This is a genomic window from Halobaculum rubrum (assembly GCF_019880225.1).
GTDB lineage: Archaea > Halobacteriota > Halobacteria > Halobacteriales > Haloferacaceae > Halobaculum > Halobaculum rubrum.
The window spans coordinates 2,845,996-2,865,365 of record NZ_CP082284.1 but is presented as its reverse complement, the minus strand read 5'-3'; the positions used below and the strand labels follow the sequence as shown (position 1 = coordinate 2,865,365).

19 protein-coding genes are annotated in these 19,370 nt (G+C 70.8%); 8 read left to right on the top strand and 11 right to left on the bottom strand.

Annotation, left to right across the window (positions count from 1 at the left end; all coding sequences use genetic code 11):
• Nucleotides 1–126: 126 nt before the first annotated feature.
• Nucleotides 127–2,061: a threonine--tRNA ligase gene (gene thrS, locus K6T25_RS14590; RefSeq protein WP_222915318.1), complete on the top strand. Its 1,935-nt coding sequence runs from the start codon at nt 127–129 to the stop codon at nt 2,059–2,061.
• 340 nt (nt 2,062–2,401) lie between these two features.
• Complete coding sequence (locus tag K6T25_RS14585; protein WP_222915315.1) at nt 2,402–2,770, top strand: DUF8009 family protein; 369 nt, start codon at nt 2,402–2,404, stop codon at nt 2,768–2,770.
• Between the two features lie 4 nt (nt 2,771–2,774).
• On the opposite strand, the gene K6T25_RS14580 is transcribed toward K6T25_RS14585, so the two are convergent.
• The 3 genes from K6T25_RS14580 to K6T25_RS14570 all read right to left on the bottom strand — a co-directional run bounded on the left by K6T25_RS14580 (nt 2,775) and on the right by K6T25_RS14570 (nt 5,921).
• Nucleotides 2,775–2,969, bottom strand: coding sequence for a cold-shock protein (locus K6T25_RS14580; protein ID WP_222915313.1), 195 nt, complete (start codon nt 2,967–2,969; stop codon nt 2,775–2,777).
• A gap of 280 nt (nt 2,970–3,249) precedes the next feature.
• A complete protein-coding gene (locus K6T25_RS14575) occupies nt 3,250–4,752 on the bottom strand; it encodes a zinc ribbon domain-containing protein (RefSeq protein ID WP_225917765.1) in 1,503 nt (500 codons plus the stop codon).
• Nucleotides 4,749–5,921 (bottom strand): thiolase C-terminal domain-containing protein, encoded by a 1,173-nt coding sequence (locus K6T25_RS14570; RefSeq protein ID WP_222915311.1) that lies wholly within the window; start codon nt 5,919–5,921, stop codon nt 4,749–4,751. Before K6T25_RS14570 ends, K6T25_RS14575 begins: the two co-directional genes overlap by 4 nt.
• A gap of 324 nt (nt 5,922–6,245) precedes the next feature.
• Between K6T25_RS14570 and K6T25_RS14565 the strand changes: the two genes are divergently transcribed.
• Together K6T25_RS14565 and K6T25_RS14560 are read left to right on the top strand one after the other, a co-directional pair.
• Complete coding sequence (locus tag K6T25_RS14565) at nt 6,246–7,274, top strand: transcription initiation factor IIB (RefSeq protein ID WP_222915310.1); 1,029 nt, start codon at nt 6,246–6,248, stop codon at nt 7,272–7,274.
• Between the two features lie 200 nt (nt 7,275–7,474).
• A complete protein-coding gene (locus K6T25_RS14560) occupies nt 7,475–7,654 on the top strand; it encodes a DUF7836 family putative zinc-binding protein (RefSeq protein ID WP_222915308.1) in 180 nt (59 codons plus the stop codon).
• 39 nt (nt 7,655–7,693) lie between these two features.
• Here the strand turns inward: K6T25_RS14560 and K6T25_RS14555 are convergent, their stop codons facing one another.
• Nucleotides 7,694–8,098 (bottom strand): translation initiation factor IF-2 subunit beta, encoded by a 405-nt coding sequence (locus tag K6T25_RS14555; RefSeq protein WP_222915306.1) that lies wholly within the window; start codon nt 8,096–8,098, stop codon nt 7,694–7,696.
• A gap of 253 nt (nt 8,099–8,351) precedes the next feature.
• Between K6T25_RS14555 and K6T25_RS14550 the strand changes: the two genes are divergently transcribed.
• Nucleotides 8,352–8,585, top strand: a complete 234-nt coding sequence (locus tag K6T25_RS14550) for a UPF0058 family protein (RefSeq protein WP_222915304.1) — start codon at nt 8,352–8,354, stop codon at nt 8,583–8,585.
• 101 nt (nt 8,586–8,686) lie between these two features.
• Here the strand turns inward: K6T25_RS14550 and K6T25_RS14545 are convergent, their stop codons facing one another.
• The gene (locus K6T25_RS14545; RefSeq protein ID WP_222915302.1) at nt 8,687–9,226 is read right to left on the bottom strand and encodes a DUF555 domain-containing protein; all 540 of its coding nucleotides are present in this window, start codon (nt 9,224–9,226) and stop codon (nt 8,687–8,689) included.
• 89 nt (nt 9,227–9,315) lie between these two features.
• Between K6T25_RS14545 and K6T25_RS14540 the strand changes: the two genes are divergently transcribed.
• Together K6T25_RS14540 and thiD are read left to right on the top strand one after the other, a co-directional pair.
• The gene (locus K6T25_RS14540; RefSeq protein WP_222915300.1) at nt 9,316–10,245 is read left to right on the top strand and encodes a sulfide-dependent adenosine diphosphate thiazole synthase; all 930 of its coding nucleotides are present in this window, start codon (nt 9,316–9,318) and stop codon (nt 10,243–10,245) included.
• A 3-nt stretch (nt 10,246–10,248) separates the two neighbouring features.
• Nucleotides 10,249–11,667, top strand: coding sequence for a bifunctional hydroxymethylpyrimidine kinase/phosphomethylpyrimidine kinase (thiD, locus tag K6T25_RS14535; protein WP_222915298.1), 1,419 nt, complete (start codon nt 10,249–10,251; stop codon nt 11,665–11,667).
• 91 nt (nt 11,668–11,758) lie between these two features.
• Here thiD and K6T25_RS14530 read toward each other — a convergent pair whose 3' ends face one another.
• Together K6T25_RS14530 and K6T25_RS14525 are read right to left on the bottom strand one after the other, a co-directional pair.
• Nucleotides 11,759–12,730 (bottom strand): DNA-3-methyladenine glycosylase family protein, encoded by a 972-nt coding sequence (locus K6T25_RS14530; RefSeq protein ID WP_222915296.1) that lies wholly within the window; start codon nt 12,728–12,730, stop codon nt 11,759–11,761.
• Nucleotides 12,731–12,762: 32 nt separating this feature from the next.
• Nucleotides 12,763–14,367, bottom strand: a complete 1,605-nt coding sequence (locus K6T25_RS14525) for a hypothetical protein (RefSeq protein WP_222915293.1) — start codon at nt 14,365–14,367, stop codon at nt 12,763–12,765.
• 104 nt (nt 14,368–14,471) lie between these two features.
• On the opposite strand from K6T25_RS14525, the gene K6T25_RS14520 reads away from it, so the two are divergent.
• A complete protein-coding gene (locus K6T25_RS14520) occupies nt 14,472–15,476 on the top strand; it encodes an ornithine cyclodeaminase family protein (protein WP_222915291.1) in 1,005 nt (334 codons plus the stop codon).
• Nucleotide 15,477: 1 nt separating this feature from the next.
• Here the strand turns inward: K6T25_RS14520 and K6T25_RS14515 are convergent, their stop codons facing one another.
• From K6T25_RS14515 to K6T25_RS14500, 4 genes are all read right to left on the bottom strand, one after another.
• Nucleotides 15,478–16,809, bottom strand: a complete 1,332-nt coding sequence (locus K6T25_RS14515) for an MFS transporter (RefSeq protein ID WP_222915289.1) — start codon at nt 16,807–16,809, stop codon at nt 15,478–15,480.
• 85 nt (nt 16,810–16,894) lie between these two features.
• The gene (locus tag K6T25_RS14510) at nt 16,895–17,476 is read right to left on the bottom strand and encodes a GNAT family N-acetyltransferase (RefSeq protein WP_222915287.1); all 582 of its coding nucleotides are present in this window, start codon (nt 17,474–17,476) and stop codon (nt 16,895–16,897) included.
• 2 nt (nt 17,477–17,478) lie between these two features.
• A complete protein-coding gene (locus K6T25_RS14505; protein WP_222915285.1) occupies nt 17,479–18,546 on the bottom strand; it encodes an mRNA surveillance protein pelota in 1,068 nt (355 codons plus the stop codon).
• A gap of 82 nt (nt 18,547–18,628) precedes the next feature.
• Nucleotides 18,629–19,348 carry a DUF4013 domain-containing protein gene (locus tag K6T25_RS14500; RefSeq protein ID WP_222915284.1) on the bottom strand — a complete coding sequence of 240 codons (720 nt, stop codon included), beginning with the start codon at nt 19,346–19,348 and terminating at the stop codon, nt 18,629–18,631.
• Nucleotides 19,349–19,370: the final 22 nt, after the last annotated feature.

Here is a 19,370-nt window from a genome sequence, read left to right as displayed (position 1 = left end):
GGGATCCGGGCGGCGCTGGGCGAGCGGCTCGATTCGGAGCCGGAGCGTGCGCCCGATGCGACCGCCTCCGTAGCGCTCTCGCACGGTTCGACAAGACTTATTCGCGCCCCCCGGCACCGAACGCGTATGAGCGACATCGTCGTCACCCTGCCGGACGGCTCGGAGCTGTCCGTCCCGGAGGGTGCATCCGTCGAGGACGTGGCGTACGAGATCGGACCCGGACTCGGGAACGACACCGTCGCGGGCGTCGTCGACGGCGAGCTCGTCGACAAGGCCGCACCCGTCCACGACGGCGCGCGGATCGAGATCGTCACCGACCAGTCCGAGGAGTACCTGCAGGTGCTGCGCCACTCGGCGGCGCACGTGTTCGCACAGGCGCTCCAGCGGGTGTACCCGGAGGCGAAGCTCGCGATCGGCCCGCCCACGGAGGACGGCTTCTACTACGACGTCGCCGGCGTCGACATCGCCGAGGACGACTTCGCGGCGATCGAAGCCGAGATGGCCGACATCGTCGAGGCGGACCACGAGATCCGTCGCCTGGAGGTGTCCCGCGAGGACGCCCTCGCGGAGTACGAGGACAACGAGTACAAAACGGAGATCCTCGGCGAGGAGGCCGCGGGCGAGGACCCCGTCTCCGTGTACGAGCAGGACGACTGGCGCGACCTCTGTAAGGGCCCGCACGTCGAGTCGACGGGCGAGATCGGCGCGTTCGAGCTGCTGTCCATCTCCTCGGTCTACTGGCGCGGCGACGAGGAGAACGACCAGCTGACGCGCGTGTACGGGACGGCCTTCGAGTCCGAGTCGGAGCTGGAGGAGTTCCTGCACATGCGCGAGCAGGCCAAGGAGCGCGACCACCGCAAGATCGCCCGCGAGATGAACCTGTTCTCCATCCCGACGATCACCGGTCCGGGCCTTCCGCTGTATCACCCGCCCGGCAAGACGGTCCTCTCGGAGCTGGAGGAGTACGTCGACGAGCTGAACGAGGCCGCCGGGTACGGCGAGGTGGAGACCCCGCACGTGTTCCGCACGGAGCTGTGGGAGGAGTCGGGCCACTACGAGAACTACCAGGACGACATGTTCCTGTTCGACGTCAACGACGAGGAGTACGGCCTGAAGCCGATGAACTGCCCGGGCCACGCGACCATCTTCGACCAGGGCTCGTGGTCGTACCGCGACCTCCCGGTCCGCTATGCCGAACACGGGAAGGTGTACCGCAAGGAACAGCGCGGCGAGCTATCGGGACTGTCGCGGACGTGGGCGTTCACCATCGACGACGGCCACCTGTTCGTGCGGCCCGACCAGATCGAAGCCGAGGTGCGACAGGTGATGGACGGCATCGAGCGGGTGCTGGAGACGTTCGATCTGGACGTGTCCGTCGACCTGGCGACGCGCCCCGAGAAGTCCGTCGGCGGCGACGAGGTGTGGGAGCAGGCGGAGTCCCAGCTGGAGTCGGTGCTGGAGTCGTCGTCGATGGAGTGGGGGATCGAGCCCGGCGACGGCGCCTTCTACGGCCCGAAGATCGACTTCAGCTTCGAGGACGCCCTCGGGCGCTCGTGGGACGGCCCGACGGTCCAGCTCGACTTCAACATGCCCGAGCGGTTCGATCTCACGTACACCGGCGAGGACAACGCCGAGCACCGTCCGGTGATGATCCACCGCGCGCTGTACGGGAGCTACGAGCGCTTCTTCATGGTGCTCATCGAGCACTTCGGCGGCGACTTCCCGTTCTGGCTCGCGCCCGAGCAGGTGCGGGTTCTCCCCATCTCCGACGACAACCTCGGCTACGCCCACCGCGTGAAAAACGAGCTCTCGGAGTTCCGCGTCGAGGTCGAGGACCGCGACATGACCGTCGGCCGGAAGATCCGCGCGGCCCACGACGACCGCGTCCCCTACATGGTCGTCGTCGGCGGCGACGAGGAGGACGCCGGGACTATCTCCGTGCGCGACCGCTTCGAGAACGAGCGAAACGACGTCGACACAGGCGAGTTCGTCGATCACCTCCGCGGCGAGGTCGACGAGAAGACCGTGAAGCCCGACTTCGTCACCGACCACGAGTCGTAGGCGACGACTCCCTTCCGCTCGGACAACACCCCGTGTTCGTGTTTCGGCCCGTGCCCGGTCCTCGACAGCCGCGCGGATAGCTCCGAGACGACCGGACTCGCGTCTGTCGCGTCGAGCGGGGCGGATCGCGTCGGCATCCGGGTCGACGGTCGCGGGAGTCACACCCGCCGAGACGTGGTAACATTTAACAGTGTATCGCTCATACATCAGTTCGATGGTCGGACAGTCGTTCATCTGTCGAGAGTGTGAAACGAGCGTCAGCTCCCTCTCGTACCGGGCGACGTGCCCGGACTGCTCGGGTCCGCTCGAACAGCGAACCCACACGAGGACGTAGTTCCGCGTGTCGGAGTCCGCCGACGGCGACCCCTCGGTTATCCGCCGGCTCGCAGTGACCACGGACGACGTTATCGCCGCGCTCGAAGCCCGCGACCGAGGACGTCGGGAGGCCGTGCTCAGGGTCACGCCCCCGTTCTCCGGTCGGATGCGCGCGCGGCTCCATATCGCCGGCGCGGAGGGAGCCTACGAGTCCGACGGCGACGCCGAGCCGATCCACGTCGACCCGCGGGCGTTCCTCCCCGACGGGTTTCCGCGCTTTCCGGGGAGCGGCGCGGAGGGCTGGCGCTCGGCGGCGCGCGAGTCCCTGCAAGAACGGATCGAAGTGGATAGCTCCGACGGACCGCTGACGGTCCGGGTTCGATACCTCGGGTAGCGCCTTACAGGCGCTGGAGGTTGTTCGCTCGCGGGCCCTTCTCGGCCTCCTCGATGTCGAACTCGACTTCCTGTCCCTCCTCGAGATCGGGACCGCCGACGTCCTCCATGTGGAAGAAGACGTCCTCGTCCGCGTCCTCGCTCTCGATGAATCCGTACCCGCCAGTGTCGTTGAAGAATGCGACCGTGCCTTTCGCCATTCGCGTGTACCTCGTCCGACAATGAAGCGGGTATCGTATTTATATTTATGGATCGTGGTGACACGATACCCCGGGAAGTTCGAGTGGCATCGCCGCCTCGGGGGCATATCGCCGGCCCGCAGCCGTAACGCTGATTACACACACCGGAGTTATTACGAACTGCCTGCGGACGGCCGTCCCGTCGTGTGCCTCTCTCATCCCCCCCAGGTACGACGAGGCCCCCGCGGGCACTTTTGCCTTCGAGGCTCCGCTCGTCCCATCGACCGCGACTCCGTCGATCTCACCGACCGTCGGACGCGAGCTGTGCTTTTCGACCGTACCGCACGACACCTTCCCGTTCGTAGATCCGTCTGAACACCGCCCCAACGGGGTCGCCCGCCGCGACGGCGTCAGGGTCGGCGTCCACGACCTGGAGAGGCACGCTCGCGGCCGCGCCGTCGCGCTCGAACCGGACGATCGCGACCGCGTAGTCGCCGCCGCGCTCGGCCTGCCGCGCGAACTCGGGCGGCGCGCCTCCGGGTGAAACGCCGGTAACAGTCTCGATGACACCCTCAGTCGGCAGGCGGACGGACTCGTAGGTGACGAGGTCGTGACAGTCCGGACACGCTCCCTCCGGCGGGAACGTGAGCGCCCCGCAGTCCGGACAGCGACCCGCCAGGAGCCGGTACCGCGCGGGCTGGGATCGCCGCCACGTCGGGACCGACACCGCCGCACCGCCCCCGGCCGGCGGCTCGTCGTCCGTGATCTCGCCGCGGCGTCTGAGCGCCGCCGGATACGACAACTCCCGGTCGGTGTCGAGGAAGCCCTCCACGGGCGCGAGCCCGTCGACGATCACCGCGTCCGCTCCCGCGCCGCTGCCCCAGCCGACGACGAGCGTCGGGGATGCTCCCTCGCGAAGCGCCGCAGCCAGCCCGAGGAGCGGTCCGGCCGCGCCCGTGTCGCCGAGCGTCCCCACCGGCGTCGAGACCGCGTCGGCGTCCAGGTCGACCGCCCGCGCCGCCCGAGCGGGGAGATCGCCGTCCGGCGCGGTTATCGCGAGCGCGGCGGCATCGTCCGGGGCGGGCACGTTCGCCTCGTCGACGAGGAGGTCGACGGCCGCGCGGATCGGCCGCGTGAACGCCGCCCGGTCGTACGTCGTCACGCCGAGCCCCTCCGTCTCCTCCCGGTCCGTCCGTCGGAATCTCGTTCCCGGGTAGTCGGCCGACGCCTCGGCGTCGCCCGTGAGGCGGGCGCCGTGGCTCGATCCGGGGCCCAAGACGACCGCCGCGGCCCCCGCACCGGCCGCGTGGCCCTCCGGGGAGTTCGGCGCCGCCCGGGGCGCGTCGGCGGCGACGACGAGCGCCGGGGCCGCCCCGGCGTCGCGCGCGGCCCGCAACGCCCGCGTCCCGGCCCGCGTGCTTCGACCGGCGTAGTGAGTCCGTGCGTCCGCGGGGACACCGAGCGCGGCGCCGAGCCGCGGCAGGAGGTCCGCCTCGGCCAGTGGCGGAGTCGTCGTCGCGAACGCGAGCCCCGCCAGGTCGCCGGCGTCGATCCCGGCGGCCGAAAGCGCGCGCTCGGCGGCCGCGACGCCCATCGTGAGCGTGTCCTCGTCCGGCGCCGGGACCGCGACGGCGTCGACGCCGCGCGTGCGGGATCGACCCCACGCGTCGACGACCGCCTCGCGGGCCAGCCCGGCCGAGGGGACGTACACGCCGGCGCCGAGGATCCGCGCGTCGGTTTCGGACTCCCCCGCGGGCTCGGTGGCCCCCGATCCGGTTCCGATTCCGGGCTCGAGGTCGCTCACGCGCCGGTCACCCCCTCGCTCTCGAACACGTGAACGACGGCCGCGCCGCCGGAGCCGCCGACGTTGTGTGTCAACCCGCGCTCGGGATCGTCGAGCTGGCGCTCGCCCCCGGTTCCGGTCAACTGGTCGAACGCCTCCACCGCCTGCCCGGCGCCGGTGGCGCCGATCGGGTGACCCTTCGACTTCAGCCCGCCGGAGGTGTTGACCGGGAGGTCGCCGTCGGCGGCCGTGACGCCGTCGAGCGCGAGCGCGGCCGCCTCGCCGCGGTCGCAGAAGCCGAGGTCCTCGTACGCGAGGAGTTCGGCGATGGCGAAGCAGTCGTGTACCTCCGCGAAGTCGAGGTCGGCACGCGGATCGGCCACCCCCGCGCGGTCGTAGGCCGTCGTCGCGGCCGACTCGCTGGCGGGGATCGCGGTGTAGGTGTCGCGCTGGAACAGCCCGACGCGGTCGGAGGCGGCGCCGACGCCGGCGACTCGGACCCGCTCGTCGAACGAGGCCGCGGCGTCCTCGCTGGCGACCAGCACCGCGGCGGCGCCGTCGCTCGTCGGGCAGCAGTGGTACAGCGTGAGCGGGTCGGCGACGACATCGGCCGTCTCGGCGTCCTCGATCGAGCACTCGAAGCCGAGGTGTGCCTTCGGGTTCGACGCGCCGTTGGCGTGGTTCTTGGCGGCGACCGCCGAGAGCGCCCGGCGCGGCGCGTCGTACTCGCGGAGGTACGCGTCGGCCAGCTGGGCGTACACGCCCGCGAACGTCGTCCCGGCCATGCGCTCCCACTCGGTCTCCCCGGAAACGCCCAGCCAGTACTTCGTCGCCTCCGCGGACGCGTCCGTCATCACCTCGACGCCCCCCGCGAGGACGAGGTCCGCCATTCCGGAGCGAACCGCCATCACGGCCTGGCGGAGCGCGGAGCCCGAGGCTGCACAGGCGTTCTCCACGCGCGTGCAGGGGACCCCGTGGAGCCCGATGTGCTCGGTGACGGCGGGACCAGCGAGCCCGATCTGGCGGCCGCCGACGCCGAGCGTCCCGATGAACGCTTCGTCCACGTCGGCCGCACCGAGATCCGCGGGCACTGCGGCCTCGTACGCCTCGCGAAAGAGGGTCCGATACGTCTCCTCGGGGAACGAGCCGAACGACGACTGGCCGGCCCCGACGATGTAGGCGTCGGTCATGGCGGAACCCGATCCCGAGCCGTGGTAAGTGTTGCCGGTCGTCGGACTCCCATGGGGACCCCCCTCCGCGGACGGCCCAACGCAGCCGAAATATTTATATTCTACACCTCCCCCGAGTACCGAACGATTTTTATCGATACATCTGCCGGAGCGGATAGCCAATCAAATACAGAATTCAGCCAATAGCGGCCTCTATTGGGGCGTGAGTGTCGCATACATATCAGCGAAGTGTTTATATACTTGCTGTGCGTAACAAGTAGTAAGGACGACACGGACGGAAGCCCTGTATTCGCCTTCGGTCCGCCGTCGATCCGGGAGCACACAATGAGCGAATCAGAAACCACAATCAGCAGGTATGCGGAGAACGAGACGGAGTCGAAGGAACGATCGGGCGAACGGACCGAGGAGACCGAATCGGTCCGCGTCTGTCCCGAGTGCGGCGGCAACGTCGTCGCCGACGAGGAGCACGGCGAGACGGTCTGCCGCGACTGCGGACTCGTCGTCGAGGAGGACGCGATCGACCACGGTCCCGAGTGGCGCTCGTTCAACAACGACGGCGAGAGCAAGTCGCGGGTCGGCGCCCCGACGACGAACATGATGCACGACAACGGGCTGTCGACCAACATCGGCTGGCAGAACAAAGACGCCTACGGCAACACGCTCTCGACGGAGCGCCGCCAGCAGATGCAGCGGCTGCGCACGTGGCACGAGCGCTTCCGCACGCGCGACTCCAAGGAGCGCAACCTGAAGCAGGCGCTCGGGGAGATCGACCGCATGGCCTCCGCGCTCGGGCTGCCCGAGAACGTCCGCGAGACCGCCTCCGTCATCTACCGCCGCGCGCTCGACGAGGACCTCCTCCCCGGTCGCTCGATCGAAGGCGTCGCCTCCGCGAGCCTGTACGCCGCGGCCCGGCAGGCGAACACCCCGCGCTCGCTCGACGAGCTGACGGCGGTGTCGCGGGTGGACCGCATGGAGCTGACGCGGACGTACCGCTACATCGTCCGCGAACTGAAGCTGGAGGTCGCTCCGGCCGACCCCGCGCAGTACCTCGCGCGGTTCGCCTCCGAGCTGGGGCTGTCGGACGAGGGCGAGTGGCGCGCCCGCGGGCTGTTGAGCACGGCCGGGGAGGCCGGCGTCACCAGCGGGAAGTCCCCCGTCGGGCTCGCCGCCGCCGCCGTCTACGCCGCCGCGCTGCTCACCAACGAGGCGCTGACCCAGAGCCAGGTGAGCGATGTCGCGGGGGTTAGCGAGGTGACCATCCGAAACCGCTACAAGGAGCTGCTCGACGCGGCCGAGGACGCCGAGGGCGCTCCGGGCTCCGGCGGGCCCGACCGCGGGCGCGCGAACGCCTGATCCCGCTGCTCCCGTCGACGTGCGGCCGCCGATCTCTTTTCGTTCGACTACCGACTGTGTATGCCGACCACGCACCTCACCGCCGGCTGAGCCGTCCGATATCCACGAGTTCTGCTGCTCAGCATCGTCTACTCGCGTCCACGGCAGGCGTCCGGAAGCCCCACAAGTCTTTATTGGGGCGCCGAGCAACTGGGCATCGTATGGTGGAAGCCTTCGTCCGACTGCAGTGTCCCGAGTGCTCGAAAGACTGGGAAGAGGCGCCCACCGACCTCCCGAACCACAGGGAGAACTTCTCGTGCCCCTCCTGTCACGCGACGCGACGGCTCGCGGAGTTCATGCGGACCGAGCGAGACCTCGACGCGGTGAAGCAGTTCGAGTGAGCGTCGCCGGCGACCCGGCTGCCGTGCACGCTGACGCGACTACGTTCCCAGCCGGGTGATCGCGCCGCATGCGTCGCACTTGAGCACGTCCGCGCCGCCCTCCTCGACGACGCGGGTGTCGGGGAGGCCGCACTCCGAGCAGATGACGAAGCCCTCGGTGTACGCGTCCACGGCGCCGGCGATCCGATCCTGCTTGAACTCGCCCGTGAGCCGTGCGCGCCCGGACTCGTCGATGCGCGCGGCCGTCCCGAGTTCGTCCTGCAGGAACTTCAACAGCGTCGACTCCTCCCGGTTCAGCGTGTCAACCAGCTCCCGGAAGTTCTCGACGACCGTAACGTTCCCTTCCATGCGAACCTCCGGCTCGGGAACCTCGAATCGGGAGCCCCGCTCGTCGATCTCGGGCGTCTCCTCGATCGCGCGGTCGAGCATGTCGTCGTACTCCATACACGCCCGTAGACGTGCGCCGCCTGAAAAGCGTTCGTGGCCCGACGGTCGGATCGACTGCTTCGAGACGCCGTCCGCGCGAGACGCCGATCGGCCGCAAAACGGGTCGTTTCCCGCCGAGCCGGCCGAAACGAACCCCAAAAACGTCTCCGATATCCGACCGGTTTACTCCGCCTACCTAAATCCGCCGGGGATCGTGCTAACGAACCTCAAGATAAGTCTTTAACCCTTGGGTCGCAACGCGAATTCGTCCATGAAAAAGCAGGAGCTCATTCACCTGCACGGCCTTCTCAGCGAGGTACGCAGCGAGTACGACGAGTGGGGCACAGACATCGACCTGACCGAATACAAGGAACTCGGCGTCAAACCGACGTCGATTCACCGATCCAAGACGGACCACAAGGCTGCCGTGTTCAAGCTGGCGTCCGGGATCACGTCGTCCGCCGAGGAGGAGACGACCGAGCCCGTCGCGCCTCGCGCCGACTGAATCACGGAAGTTACTCCCCCGTAGCGACCGACGCCCCACAGCGACGGCGTCGGCCTCGCGACTGCCGGACCACACCGACCGTGAGCGGCGCGTGGGGGAACCTACCGCTCGTCTTCGACCATCTCCTCGAACTCCGGCAGCAGTTCGTCGTCATCGCCCGTGTCCGGCGGGCTCTCGGACGAACGGTTCCCGTCGCCGACCGCCGAGCTGTCCGCTTCGCCGTCGCCGCCGGCGTCACGGTCAGTTTCATCACGGTCGTCGCTTCCGCCGTCGTGGTCCTCCCCATCGTCGCCGAGGTCGTCGCCGTCCGCGAGCGGCTCGACGCTGACGATCTCGAGCGGGATATCGTGAAGCCGTTGCCCGATCTCCTTGCGGGCGATCCGCGCGGCGTGTTCCTCCCGCTCGACGTTGAACACGGACATCTCCAGCTCCAGCGCCACGAGCGCCTCCTCGGCCGCGACGAACGCCGGCGGCAGCTGCTCGCCCTCGGGCGACGTCCGCGTCCCCATCGAGATCTCGACGTAGTTGAGATCGGGGTTGAGCATCTCCCCCGTCTTCGAGATCGCGATCCGGACCGCCTCGTCGGTCGTCTCGACATCGTACACCGGCACTGCGGCTTCGACGACGACCCTACAGTCCATGCCACATTGTACCACTGGATCGGCCAAGAATGTTCGGCCGAGGCGGCGTGAGAAACTGTTAATAGTTAGTGGTATCACTAAGTGGTTGCATGCAGTTCGACGGCTTCACCGACGCGGGCGAGGCACAGGTCACTCGAGCCATCGGCGACTCCTGGCACGGCGAGTTCATGGCGGGAACGGAGACGGACGCCATCGTGGTCGGCGGCGGCCCCTCGGGGCTCACCGCCGCCGCGGAGCTGGCGGACCGGGGAGTCGACGTGACCGTCGTCGAGAAGAACAACTACCTCGGCGGCGGCTTCTGGCTCGGCGGGTTCCTGATGAACAAGCTCACCGTGCGCGACCCGGCACAGCGGATCCTCGACGAGCTCGGGGTCCCGTACGAGGAGAGCGACGAGGCGGCCGGCCTGCACGTCGCGGACGCCCCGCACTGTGCGTCCGCGCTGATCGAGCGGGCATGCGACGCCGGAGCGCGGATCCAGAACATGACGGAGTTCACCGACGTGGTCGTCCGGGAGGACCACCGCGTCGCCGGCGTCGTGATGAACTGGACGCCGGTGCACTCGCTGCCGCGCGAGCTGACCTGCGTCGACCCGATCGCCGTCGAGTCGGATCTGGTCATCGACGCGACCGGTCACGAGGCGGTCGTCGTCTCGAAGCTCCACGAGCGCGGCGTGATCGACGCTCCGGGGATCGGACACGCCGGCGAGCACAACATCGGAATGGACGGCACCGCCGAGGGCGAGTACGGCGCCCCGGGCCACGACTCGCCGGGCCACGACTCGATGTGGGTCGCGGACAGCGAGGACAAGGTCGTCGAGGAGACCGGCGTCGTCCACGACGGGCTGATCGCGACGGGGCTGGCGACGGCGACAACCCACGGGCTCACCCGGATGGGGCCGACGTTCGGCGCGATGCTCGTCTCGGGCAAGCGCGCCGCCGAGGTCGCGCTCGAGGAGCTCGGCGTCGACGCCGCACCGGTCGAGCTGGGCGGGACGACGCCCGCCCCGGCCGACGACTGAGCCGTGTCCGAGGACATGGCTCCGGCGCACACGGATCCGAGCGACGCGGATCCGGATCACACGGATCCGGCCCGCACCATCGACTCGACGGCGACCCCGCCGGTCGCCCTGACGGTCGCCGGGACCGACAGCGGCGGGGGCGCCGGCGTCGCCGCGGACCTCAAGGCGATGGCGGCCCGCGACGCGTTCGGCACGGCCGCCGTCACGGCCGTCACGGCACAGAACACGGCCGGCGTCGACTCGGCACACCCCGTCCCGCCAGCCGAGGTCGCCGCCCAGATCCGGTCCGTCGTCTCCGACCTCCCGGTCGCGGCCGCCAAGACGGGGATGCTCGGCGACGCAGACCGCGTCGAGGCCGTCGCCGAGGCGCTCCCCGAGTCGCTCCCGCTGGTCGTGGACCCCGTGATGGTCGCCGCCTCTGGGGCGCGCCTGCTCGACGAGTCGGGCGTCGAGGCCCTCCGTGATCGGCTGATCGAGCGCGCGACCGTTCTCACGCCCAACGTCGCCGAGACGGAACTCCTGACGGGCCGGGACGTGTCGACGCCCGCGGACGCGCTTGCGGCCGCCCGCGACCTCCGTGGGGGCGGCGCCGAGGCGGCGCTGGTCACCGGCGGCCACCTCGACGGCGACCCGGTCGACGCGTACGTCGGTCCGGAGGGCGAGACGCGCTTCGAGCGCGACCGCGTCGACACGGACGCGACCCACGGCACCGGCTGCACGCTCTCGGCGGCGATCGCGGCCGAGCTCGCCGACGGCGTGGACCCGCTGGCCGCCGTCGAGGCCGCGGAGTCGTATCTCGACCGGACGCTCCCACGCGGACTCCCGTACGGCGAGGGACCCGGCCCGGTGAATCACCTCGGGGCGACGCGGACCGACGCCGCGACACCGGAGGCCTGCGCGCGACTCCGGGCCGAGGTCGGCCGCCTCGAACGCGCCGGCTCGGCGGTCGCCGACGCGGTCCCCGAGGTGGGGACGAACGTCGCGCTCGCGCCGCCGGGCGCGTGTCGACCCGACGAGCTGGTGGCCGTCGAGGGACGACTCCGCCCGACCGGCGAGGGCGTCCGCGCGGCCGGCGGCGTCGCCCGCGGCGCCTCCGATCACCTCGCGCGACTCCTGTGCGGCGTGCGGGAGACGGACCCGGCGACGCGGGCCGTGGCGAACGTCCGACCGACCGACGCGGCCGTCGATCGCCTCAACGAGATCGGCGACGTGGTCCGCGTGGACCGACGCGAGGAGCCGCCCGACTCGGACGGGACGATGGACTGGACGGCCGCGACGTCGATGAGCGACAGGTCGCGCGCGCCGGTCGCCGTCGTCGACGACGGCGCCCACGGGAAGGAGCCGATGGCGCGCGTGTTCGGCGACTCCGCCGAGACCGTGGTCGATCGGGTGCTGATCGCCGCCGGCGTCGACGAGCCCTGAGCCGGGAGGGCGATCCCCGTATTCCCGGTCCTCGAGTCACCGTTCTTCGGTCCCGCTGACCGCCCTCCACGCGAACCGAGGCGCCCCCGCCTCACTCGCCGCCGGCGCGGAGGTAGTAGAAGACGTATGTTTGCGCGTAACCGGCGTACTCTCCGCCGAAGCGCTCGCGGATCGCCCGGCTGGTCTCGGCGTAGCCGCCGGCGTCGCACTCGGGGTAGTGGTCCGCGATCGCCGTCCGGATCCACGTGTCGAGCGGCACCGCCTCGAGGAAGTCGAGCGAGAACAGCAGGACACAGTCGGCCACCTTGTCGCCGACGCCGACGAACCGTGTCAGGTACTCGCGGGCCTCTTCGTACTCCATCCCGCGTGCCGCCGCGGGGTGGGCCTCGCCGTGCTCACGGCTCGCGTCGCTCGCCGTTCGCTTCGAGGGGTCACTCCGTTCACCCTCGGCCTCGGCGACCATCTCCGCGGTCCGTCGCACGTAGGGGGCGCGGTAGCCCAGCGACAGGTCGCGCAGTTCCGCCTCGGTGCGCTCGGCGAGCTGGTCGGCCGTCGGGAACGCGTGAAGCGTCCGGTCGTCGAACTCGACGGGGTCGCCGAACTGTTCGGCCATGCGCATCTGCATCCCGTGGATGCGGCTGACGCGCATCTGCGCCGAGCAGATGAACGAGATCAGACACGGAAACGGCGGGTCCCGGACGAGTCGCATCCCCCGATACTCCTCGTACGCGCGGTTCAGAAGGGGCAGATCCGGCGTCGAGTCGAGGATCGCGTCGAGGTCGTCGTCCAGCCGCAGGAGGTGCGTGAGTATCGGCACCGCGTCCGTCGTCGACTCCCACTCCAGCAGCCCGTCGGTCTGTCGAACGCGGACGACCGCGCGCTCGTCGCTGACGCCCGGGATCGGGGGAACGACCGTCTCGTACCAGCTGTCGCCGCCGTGTGCGGACATCGTCTCGTACATGTTCCCGTCCGTGCGGTCCCACAGATACGTCTGGCCGCTCTCGACGGTCGCCTGCAGGTCGAACGGCCCGACCGATTCGAGGGGGATCGCCCCGGATTCCATTGCCGGATCCAGGGCGGCCACGGGGTTGCGGGTTACGGTTCCGGCACGGACTCGTCGGCGGGATCGGCCGCGTCGGAGGAGTCGGTCCCCCCGGCGGAGTCCCTCTCCCGGCGGTCGTCCTCCCCCGGCTCTTCGAGCGCGGGGAGTTCGATCCCGAGCGACTTCCGGTAGTCGCGCACCACGAGCAGCAGTCCGACTCCGATCAGCTCCCACGCGACGATCGCCGGGACGACCCCGCCGAGCGGATCCGACACCAGCTCGAACTCGAACACCGCGAGCGCGTCCCGGTGGAGCGTCAGCCCGAGCGTCGTCGCGGGGTCGCTCGCGAGCGTCACGCCGACCAGCGCGGCCGCGACGGCGACGGCCCCGGCCAGCGCGACCCGGCCGGCCGCGCCCGTCGGGCGGAACCCACACTCGGCCCACAGGTCGGGTCGGCGAACGGGCATCGCGGCCGCGGTCGCCGCGACCGCGAGATACGACAGCGCGAGGCCGGGGACCGCGACGTACAGCGCGGGGGCGACGAGGTCCGCGACCGCGAGCGCGGCGGCGGCGCCGTAAACGGCGACGAGCGCGACGACCGGCGGCTCCGCGGGACCGCGACCCAGCGGCGGGTACAGTTCGGCCAGCCCGACGAGCGTGCGGGCTGCGGGCACCCCGAGCGCGACCAACGCCGCGAACCCCGCCGCCGTGGAGACGACGACCGTCAGCGTGACCGGGTCGACCGGAAGGTAGGCGGCGATCGCGGCGGCGGCGGGGATGTCCGCGAGGGTGAGCCGGGTCCAGTCGATGACCCCGAGCGCGACGAGCGCCGTCAGCGAGACGAGCGCGCCGGCGACCGCGGCGGCGACCACCGGGGCGAGACCGAGCGTACGGGGACCGTCACCCTCGGCGCGGTCGACCGCGGCAGCGTAGGCGGCGGCCTCGACCCCGAGGAACGCGAACAGCGCGACGCCGACGCCGCCGACGAGGCTCCGGAGGGGAGCCCGTCGGAGGCCGGATGTCGGGTACAGCGGGTCGAAGTTCGCGGGGACGAACTCCCCGACGCCGGGGAGAAACGCCGCGACCAGGAGGGCGCCGACACCGAGAACGACCCCCCATGCTGGCACGGCCGCCGCGACGACGGCGCGGCGCGTTCCGGCGAGGTGGACGCCGAGCGCAAGTAGACAGACGGTCGCCGCGAGCGCGTCGCCCACCAGCGGTCCGGGCAATCCGACTCCCGAAAGCGCCGCGAGCCCCGTCGGCGCCCCGAGGGTCCCGGAGACGTACGCGCCCGTGCTCGCCGGGAGGGGCGCGAGGCGGCCGAGCCACTCCGCCAACAGCGCCAGCAGGGCAACGTAGCCCGCCAGCGCACCCCACGCGGCGAGGGCGCCGAGGCGTCGCGAGCCCCACACCCGCGAGACCGCGCCGTACACGGGGCCCCGTTCGGCGAACGGGCCCGACGCGACGACCGCGAACGCGACCGCAAGGCAGCCGGCGCCGCCGCCCGCGAGGAGGTACGCCAGCGGCGCCTGCGGGCCGGCGCCCCCCGCGACGCCGCCGGGAAGGTACAACAGCCCGCCGCCGAGCGTCGCCGCGAGTCCGACGCCGGCCGGGCGGGCCGTCCGGGCGGCGACCGCGCCGAGTCGACCCCAGTCCATGCCCGCACTGTGGCACGGAGTAGCAAAAGTCCGCGGGCGGCCGGACGGCGCCGTTGGCGTCGTCGCCGCCCACGCTTTTCACCACCGCCGTCCAATCTCCGCCCATGACGGAGACGCTGTTCCTGACGAGCGAGGAAGTCGCCGGGCTCGCTGACCCCGCCGAGTACGTTGACGCGGTTCGCGACGCCTACCGCCAGATCGGCGAGGGCGCCCCCGCGGAGCCGCGGACGAAGCTCGTGAACGACGAGCCGCCGGGGTTTCTCACCACCTACGCCGCGGTGTTGCCCGAGACCGGTGTGATGGGCGGGTACACCTACTCCGCCGGGTTCGGCGCGCGCGACGCGTGGTTTATGACGCCGCTGTTCGACGCGGAGTCGGGCGAGCCGCTGGCGCTGCTCGACGGCGCCTCGATGAATCCCTACAAGACGGGCGCCGCCGGCGCCGTCGGCGTCGACGCGCTCGCGCGCGAGGACGCGAGCTCCGTGGCGGTGATCGGGTCGGGCGCGCAGGCGCGCGGACAACTGAAGGCGACCGCGACGGTTCGCGATCTGGAGACCGTGTGGGTGTACTCGCCGACGAAGGAGCACCGCGAGGCGTTCGCGGGCGACATGAACGGGGAGATCGACGCCGCGGTCGCCGCCGTGGCGAGCGCGGCCGCCGCGATCGAGGACGCCGACGTGGTGATCACCGCGACGAACGCCGCCGATCCGGTGTTCGACGGCGAGGTGCTGGAGCCGGGGACGCACGTCACCGCGATGGGCCAGTACAACGAGCACAAACGCGAACTGGACCACGCGACGATCGAGCGCGCGACGTACGTCCCCGATCTGCGAGCCCGCGCTGCGCCCGACGGCGACGCGGGATCGTTCCTCTCCGCGCTGGAGGCCGGCGTCGTCGACGAGGACCACATACACGCCGAGTTGGGGGAGGTCGTCGCCGGCGTCGAGCCGGGGCGCACGAGCGACGACGAGATCACCGTCTTCGACTCGGGCGGGACCGGGATCGAGACGGCCGCCTCGGCGTACCTACTGTACGAGAAGGCCGTCGACGCCGGACTCGGACGATCCATCGACTTCGCGCCCGCGAGCGAGGCGCTGACCGGCGAGTAGATCAGTCGTCGACGCCCTCGGTCTGGGCTCCGCCGGGGGCAGCTGCGGCGGCGCTCCTCCGTCGTTCACGCCTGGTAACGCGCACGTGGAGGGCGATCGCACACAGCGTCGCGATCACCCCGCCGAGGACGACGATCCCGAACGCGACGCGGTAGCCGGCCACGGAGTACGCGCGCGCACCGTCGACCACGCGCCCGGTCCAGTAGGCGTCCAGCGCGGCGCCGAGCACCGCGGGGAAGACGGCCGCCCCGAGGTACGCCATCCCGTTGACCGTGCCCGTGGCCGCGCCGCTGTCCTCGGCGTGACGCTCCTTCGCGACGGTGTAGGCCACGGACGCCCCGCCGGTGATCCCCATCCCGACGAACAGCGCGAGCGCGACGACGAACAGCGGCGGCGTCACGGTGACGAACACGACGCCGTAGGCGACCACGAACGCGAGACACGACGCGACGATAACCTCGGTTCGGCGTCCGGTCCGGTCCGAGATCGCCCCGAAAGCGGGCGAGCCGAGCGCGAAGCCGATGTTCGCCGCGAGCACCGCCAGGGCGGCCCTCGAGACGGGCACGTCGTACAGGTGGACGATGTACGGCACCCCCCACAGGCCGACGACGGTGAAGTTGAGCCCGAAGATGAGGAACAGCGCCGTCCCCATCAGCCACGTGTCGAGATCGCCGAGCACGCGCCGCGCGCCCGCCAACACCTCCCGCATCGAGTCGGTCTCCGTTCCGGAGTCGGCGCCCTCGGGACGGTCCGCCGGATCGGTCGGTCGGTCCCGGACGAAGGCGCCGACGGCGAGGCCGGCGAGGAGGACACCCACGGCGGCGGCGTACAGCACCGCGCGCCAGCCGGCGGCCTCCGCCGCCAGCGCCAGCGGCGTCGTCGCCAGCACGCCGCCGATCCCCGCGGCGGCGATGGTGAACCCTGTCATCGTCGCGAACTCCTCGGGCGCGTACCAGTTGGCGCAGAATCGAAGGACAGCGACGTAGATAGACGCCCCGCTCAGCCCGGCGAGAAACCGCGCGGCGAACCCGATCGCGAGCGAATCGGCCGCGGCGAATCCGGCGACACCGGCGGCCATGCCGACGAGTCCGATCGAGACGACCCGACGGGGCCCGTACCGGTCCACGAGCAGTCCGGACGGGAGCTGCGCGGCCGCGTAGATGTAGAAGAACGACGAATGGAGCAGTCCCAACTCCGAACCGGTCGCGTCGAACACTGCGGCGAGATCGCCCGACAGCACCGCGGTCGAGTTGCGGAAGAAGTTGACGAACAGGAAGCCGAACGCGAGCGTCGCCCACATGAGGTGGCGTCGATACCGGCGGGGGATCGCCATTGTGTGCCCTGTGTTAGATACCGAGGCTTGTAGCTTCGGGCCACGGCGATCCGATCGACGGCGAGACTGGATCGGTCGCGGCGACTCAGATCCTGCGCCGCATCCGTACGTGTTCGATCCCGTCCTCGTCGAAGGTGCCGACCGCGTCGTCGACGGCGTACCCCAGGCGCTCGTAGAAGCCGGCCGCCTGGACCTGTGCGTGAAGTACCACTTCGCTCAGTCCCCGAGTTCGGGCGCGGTCCTCGACGGCCGCCATCACGCGCGCACCCCATCCCTGGCCGCGACGGTCGCGGGCGACGACGACCCGTTCGACCTTCGCGATCCGCTCCGTGGCCTCATCGATCGCGCCGTAGTCGTCGGCAGCGACCACGCGGAGTCGGGCGGTTGCGACGGCCTCGCCCGTTCGGGTGTCGGTCGTCTCGGCGTCGGCGTCGGGAGCGGCGTCGCCCTCACGCACGAGCAGGTGGTCCACCTCCGAGTCCAGCGGGTCCTCGTCGTGCTCGTCGAGTTCGAGCTCCGCAGGAACGCCCTGCTCCTCGACGAACACGCGCATCCGGAGATCGACGACCGCGTCCCAGTCGGGGGCGGTGGCGGCGACCGTCGCGGTCCAGTCGGCGTCGGCCGGAGCGAGGTCGGCGCCGTCGGGGCCCGGTCGGTCGTCACCCATCGTCACTGGAGTCGGTACCGCAGGAGCGCGGCGACGCCGCCGAGGTTCTTCAGCTGCTGGCCGGGCGCGAACTCCTCCGAGAAGACGACCACGTCGCCGCCCTTCTGTTCGGCGGTCTCGACGAGGTCGTTCACGTCGATGTCCCAGTCGCCCTCGCCCTGCCGCTCGGCGCGCAGGCGCTCGTCGACGATGAGCAGCGTCTCGATGGCGCCGAACTCCGCCGCCTCCATCGTCTCGTTCACGCCGTAGGTGGCCTTCGCGCCCTCGGCCATCCGCTCGGTGAGCTCGTCGATGAGTTCCGCCTCGCGGGCGATACGCGTCTCGCGTTGCACCTCGTCGACGGCGCCGCGCTTGAGCACCTCGTGGACGCCGCGGTCGCCCGCGGCGGAGGTGTTCACGACCGTGACGCGGTCGCTCAGGTCGCGGTAGTGTTCGTCGACGTAGTCGTTGGCGTCGTTCTTGGTGAACCCCGGTCCCGCGAGGATGACCGCCTCGGGGTCGAGGTGTGACAGCGCCGAGCCGAGCTCGTCGAACAGCTCGTCGCGCGGGCGGGAGAACTCGCCTTTCCCGGTCGGCTTGGTGAAGCTCGCGTACTCCTCGGTGCCGTACTGCTGGACCGTGTGGATGAACGCCGCTCCCTCCTCGACGGTGGCGATGGCCACGTCGGGCGCGCCGGTGGCCGCCTCGGCCTCCTCGATGCGCTCGATCTGGTCGGGCTTGAAGCGCTTCTCGACGGTGAGTTCCGAGCGCTCCTCGACGTTGAGCGTGTGGTGGTGACCGATCTCGTCCTCGCGCGAGCAGCCGACGATGACGCCCCCGACGCGCAGGCGGTTGGCGAAGCGGGCGAACTCCACGTCCTCGACCTCGATGGTGACGCGCATGTGCTCCCGTTCGCCGCCCTTGTCCCGGAGCTGATCGTCGTTGCGGGTGACTCTGCGGGTCGTGTCCGCCTCGACGTGATCGCCCGGCTCGAGGACGTGCGAGAGGTGCCACAGGTCGTCGGTGGTCTCGGGCGTGACCGTCAGGCGCTCGCGCCCCTCCTCGCCGCGGCCGCGCGAGTCGATTCGCATATCGACGAGTGCGTCGGGCGCGTACAAAGGCCCTCCGAGACGCCGGCTCTCGCCGGGGTGTGTGCGCCCGGTTCGGATCGACTCATCGGCCCACTCGGGGCTGCTCCAGTCCGGACCTGTCGGGCACGTCGGTCGGTTCGCTCGTGTCCTCGCCGGCCGTCGCGTCGGTCGCCTCGGCGAATCCGCGGCCGAAGCAGTAGTAAGCGACGACCTGGCCGTAGAACAGCGCCGGGATCCCGATCAGGATCAACGCGACCGGACTCACGACGGCACTGATGACGCCCCCGAGCACGACGCCGAAGAGGACGCCGACGAGGTACCGTCCCGAAAGCGCAGCCTCGCGAACCGCCTCGACATCGAACGCCGCGCTCAGCTCGCCCGCGAGCGCGAAGTTGGTCATCGCCGCCGGCAGCACGTACGCGACAAGGATCGACAGCAGGGTCGCGACCAGGAGCAGGAGGAGGCTGACCGTCCCGAACGCCGCGACGCCCGCCTCGCTTCCGGTCGCGCCGCCGACGACGAAGAGGACGACCGCCCCGACGGTCGGAACCGAGATAACGAGACTGTATGCCGCCTGCACGACGACGAGCTTCAGCCCGTCGACGAACAGCTCCCCCCAGTCGATGAACGACGGGGCGGCCCGCTCGCCCGTCGCCGCCGAACGCAGCACTCGAACGAGATAGCCCTGCAGCACGAACGCCGGGAGCACGAACACGCTCGCGACGATCAGCGCGCCGCCGACGATCAGCGTGGCGACGCGGTCGTCGGTTCGCAGGGGGTACCCGAGCGCGTCTTCCAACATACCGAACCGTTACCAGCGGCGT

Coding starts and splice junctions, on each gene's coding strand:
- K6T25_RS14545 (WP_222915302.1), bottom strand. CDS start 9,226: ATGGACTGTAGGGTCGTCGTCGAAGCCGCAGTGCCGGTGTACGATGTC.
- K6T25_RS14580 (WP_222915313.1), bottom strand. CDS start 2,969: ATGGCGAAAGGCACGGTCGCATTCTTCAACGACACTGGCGGGTACGGA.
- K6T25_RS14555 (WP_222915306.1), bottom strand. CDS start 8,098: ATGGAGTACGACGACATGCTCGACCGCGCGATCGAGGAGACGCCCGAG.
- K6T25_RS14530 (WP_222915296.1), bottom strand. CDS start 12,730: ATGGAATCCGGGGCGATCCCCCTCGAATCGGTCGGGCCGTTCGACCTG.
- K6T25_RS14560 (WP_222915308.1), top strand. CDS start 7,475: ATGGTGGAAGCCTTCGTCCGACTGCAGTGTCCCGAGTGCTCGAAAGAC.
- thrS (WP_222915318.1), top strand. CDS start 127: ATGAGCGACATCGTCGTCACCCTGCCGGACGGCTCGGAGCTGTCCGTC.
- K6T25_RS14550 (WP_222915304.1), top strand. CDS start 8,352: ATGAAAAAGCAGGAGCTCATTCACCTGCACGGCCTTCTCAGCGAGGTA.
- K6T25_RS14505 (WP_222915285.1), bottom strand. CDS start 18,546: ATGCGAATCGACTCGCGCGGCCGCGGCGAGGAGGGGCGCGAGCGCCTG.
- K6T25_RS14540 (WP_222915300.1), top strand. CDS start 9,316: ATGCAGTTCGACGGCTTCACCGACGCGGGCGAGGCACAGGTCACTCGA.
- K6T25_RS14510 (WP_222915287.1), bottom strand. CDS start 17,476: ATGGGTGACGACCGACCGGGCCCCGACGGCGCCGACCTCGCTCCGGCC.
- K6T25_RS14515 (WP_222915289.1), bottom strand. CDS start 16,809: ATGGCGATCCCCCGCCGGTATCGACGCCACCTCATGTGGGCGACGCTC.
- K6T25_RS14500 (WP_222915284.1), bottom strand. CDS start 19,348: ATGTTGGAAGACGCGCTCGGGTACCCCCTGCGAACCGACGACCGCGTC.
- K6T25_RS14525 (WP_222915293.1), bottom strand. CDS start 14,367: ATGGACTGGGGTCGACTCGGCGCGGTCGCCGCCCGGACGGCCCGCCCG.
- K6T25_RS14565 (WP_222915310.1), top strand. CDS start 6,246: ATGAGCGAATCAGAAACCACAATCAGCAGGTATGCGGAGAACGAGACG.
- K6T25_RS14520 (WP_222915291.1), top strand. CDS start 14,472: ATGACGGAGACGCTGTTCCTGACGAGCGAGGAAGTCGCCGGGCTCGCT.
- K6T25_RS14570 (WP_222915311.1), bottom strand. CDS start 5,921: ATGACCGACGCCTACATCGTCGGGGCCGGCCAGTCGTCGTTCGGCTCG.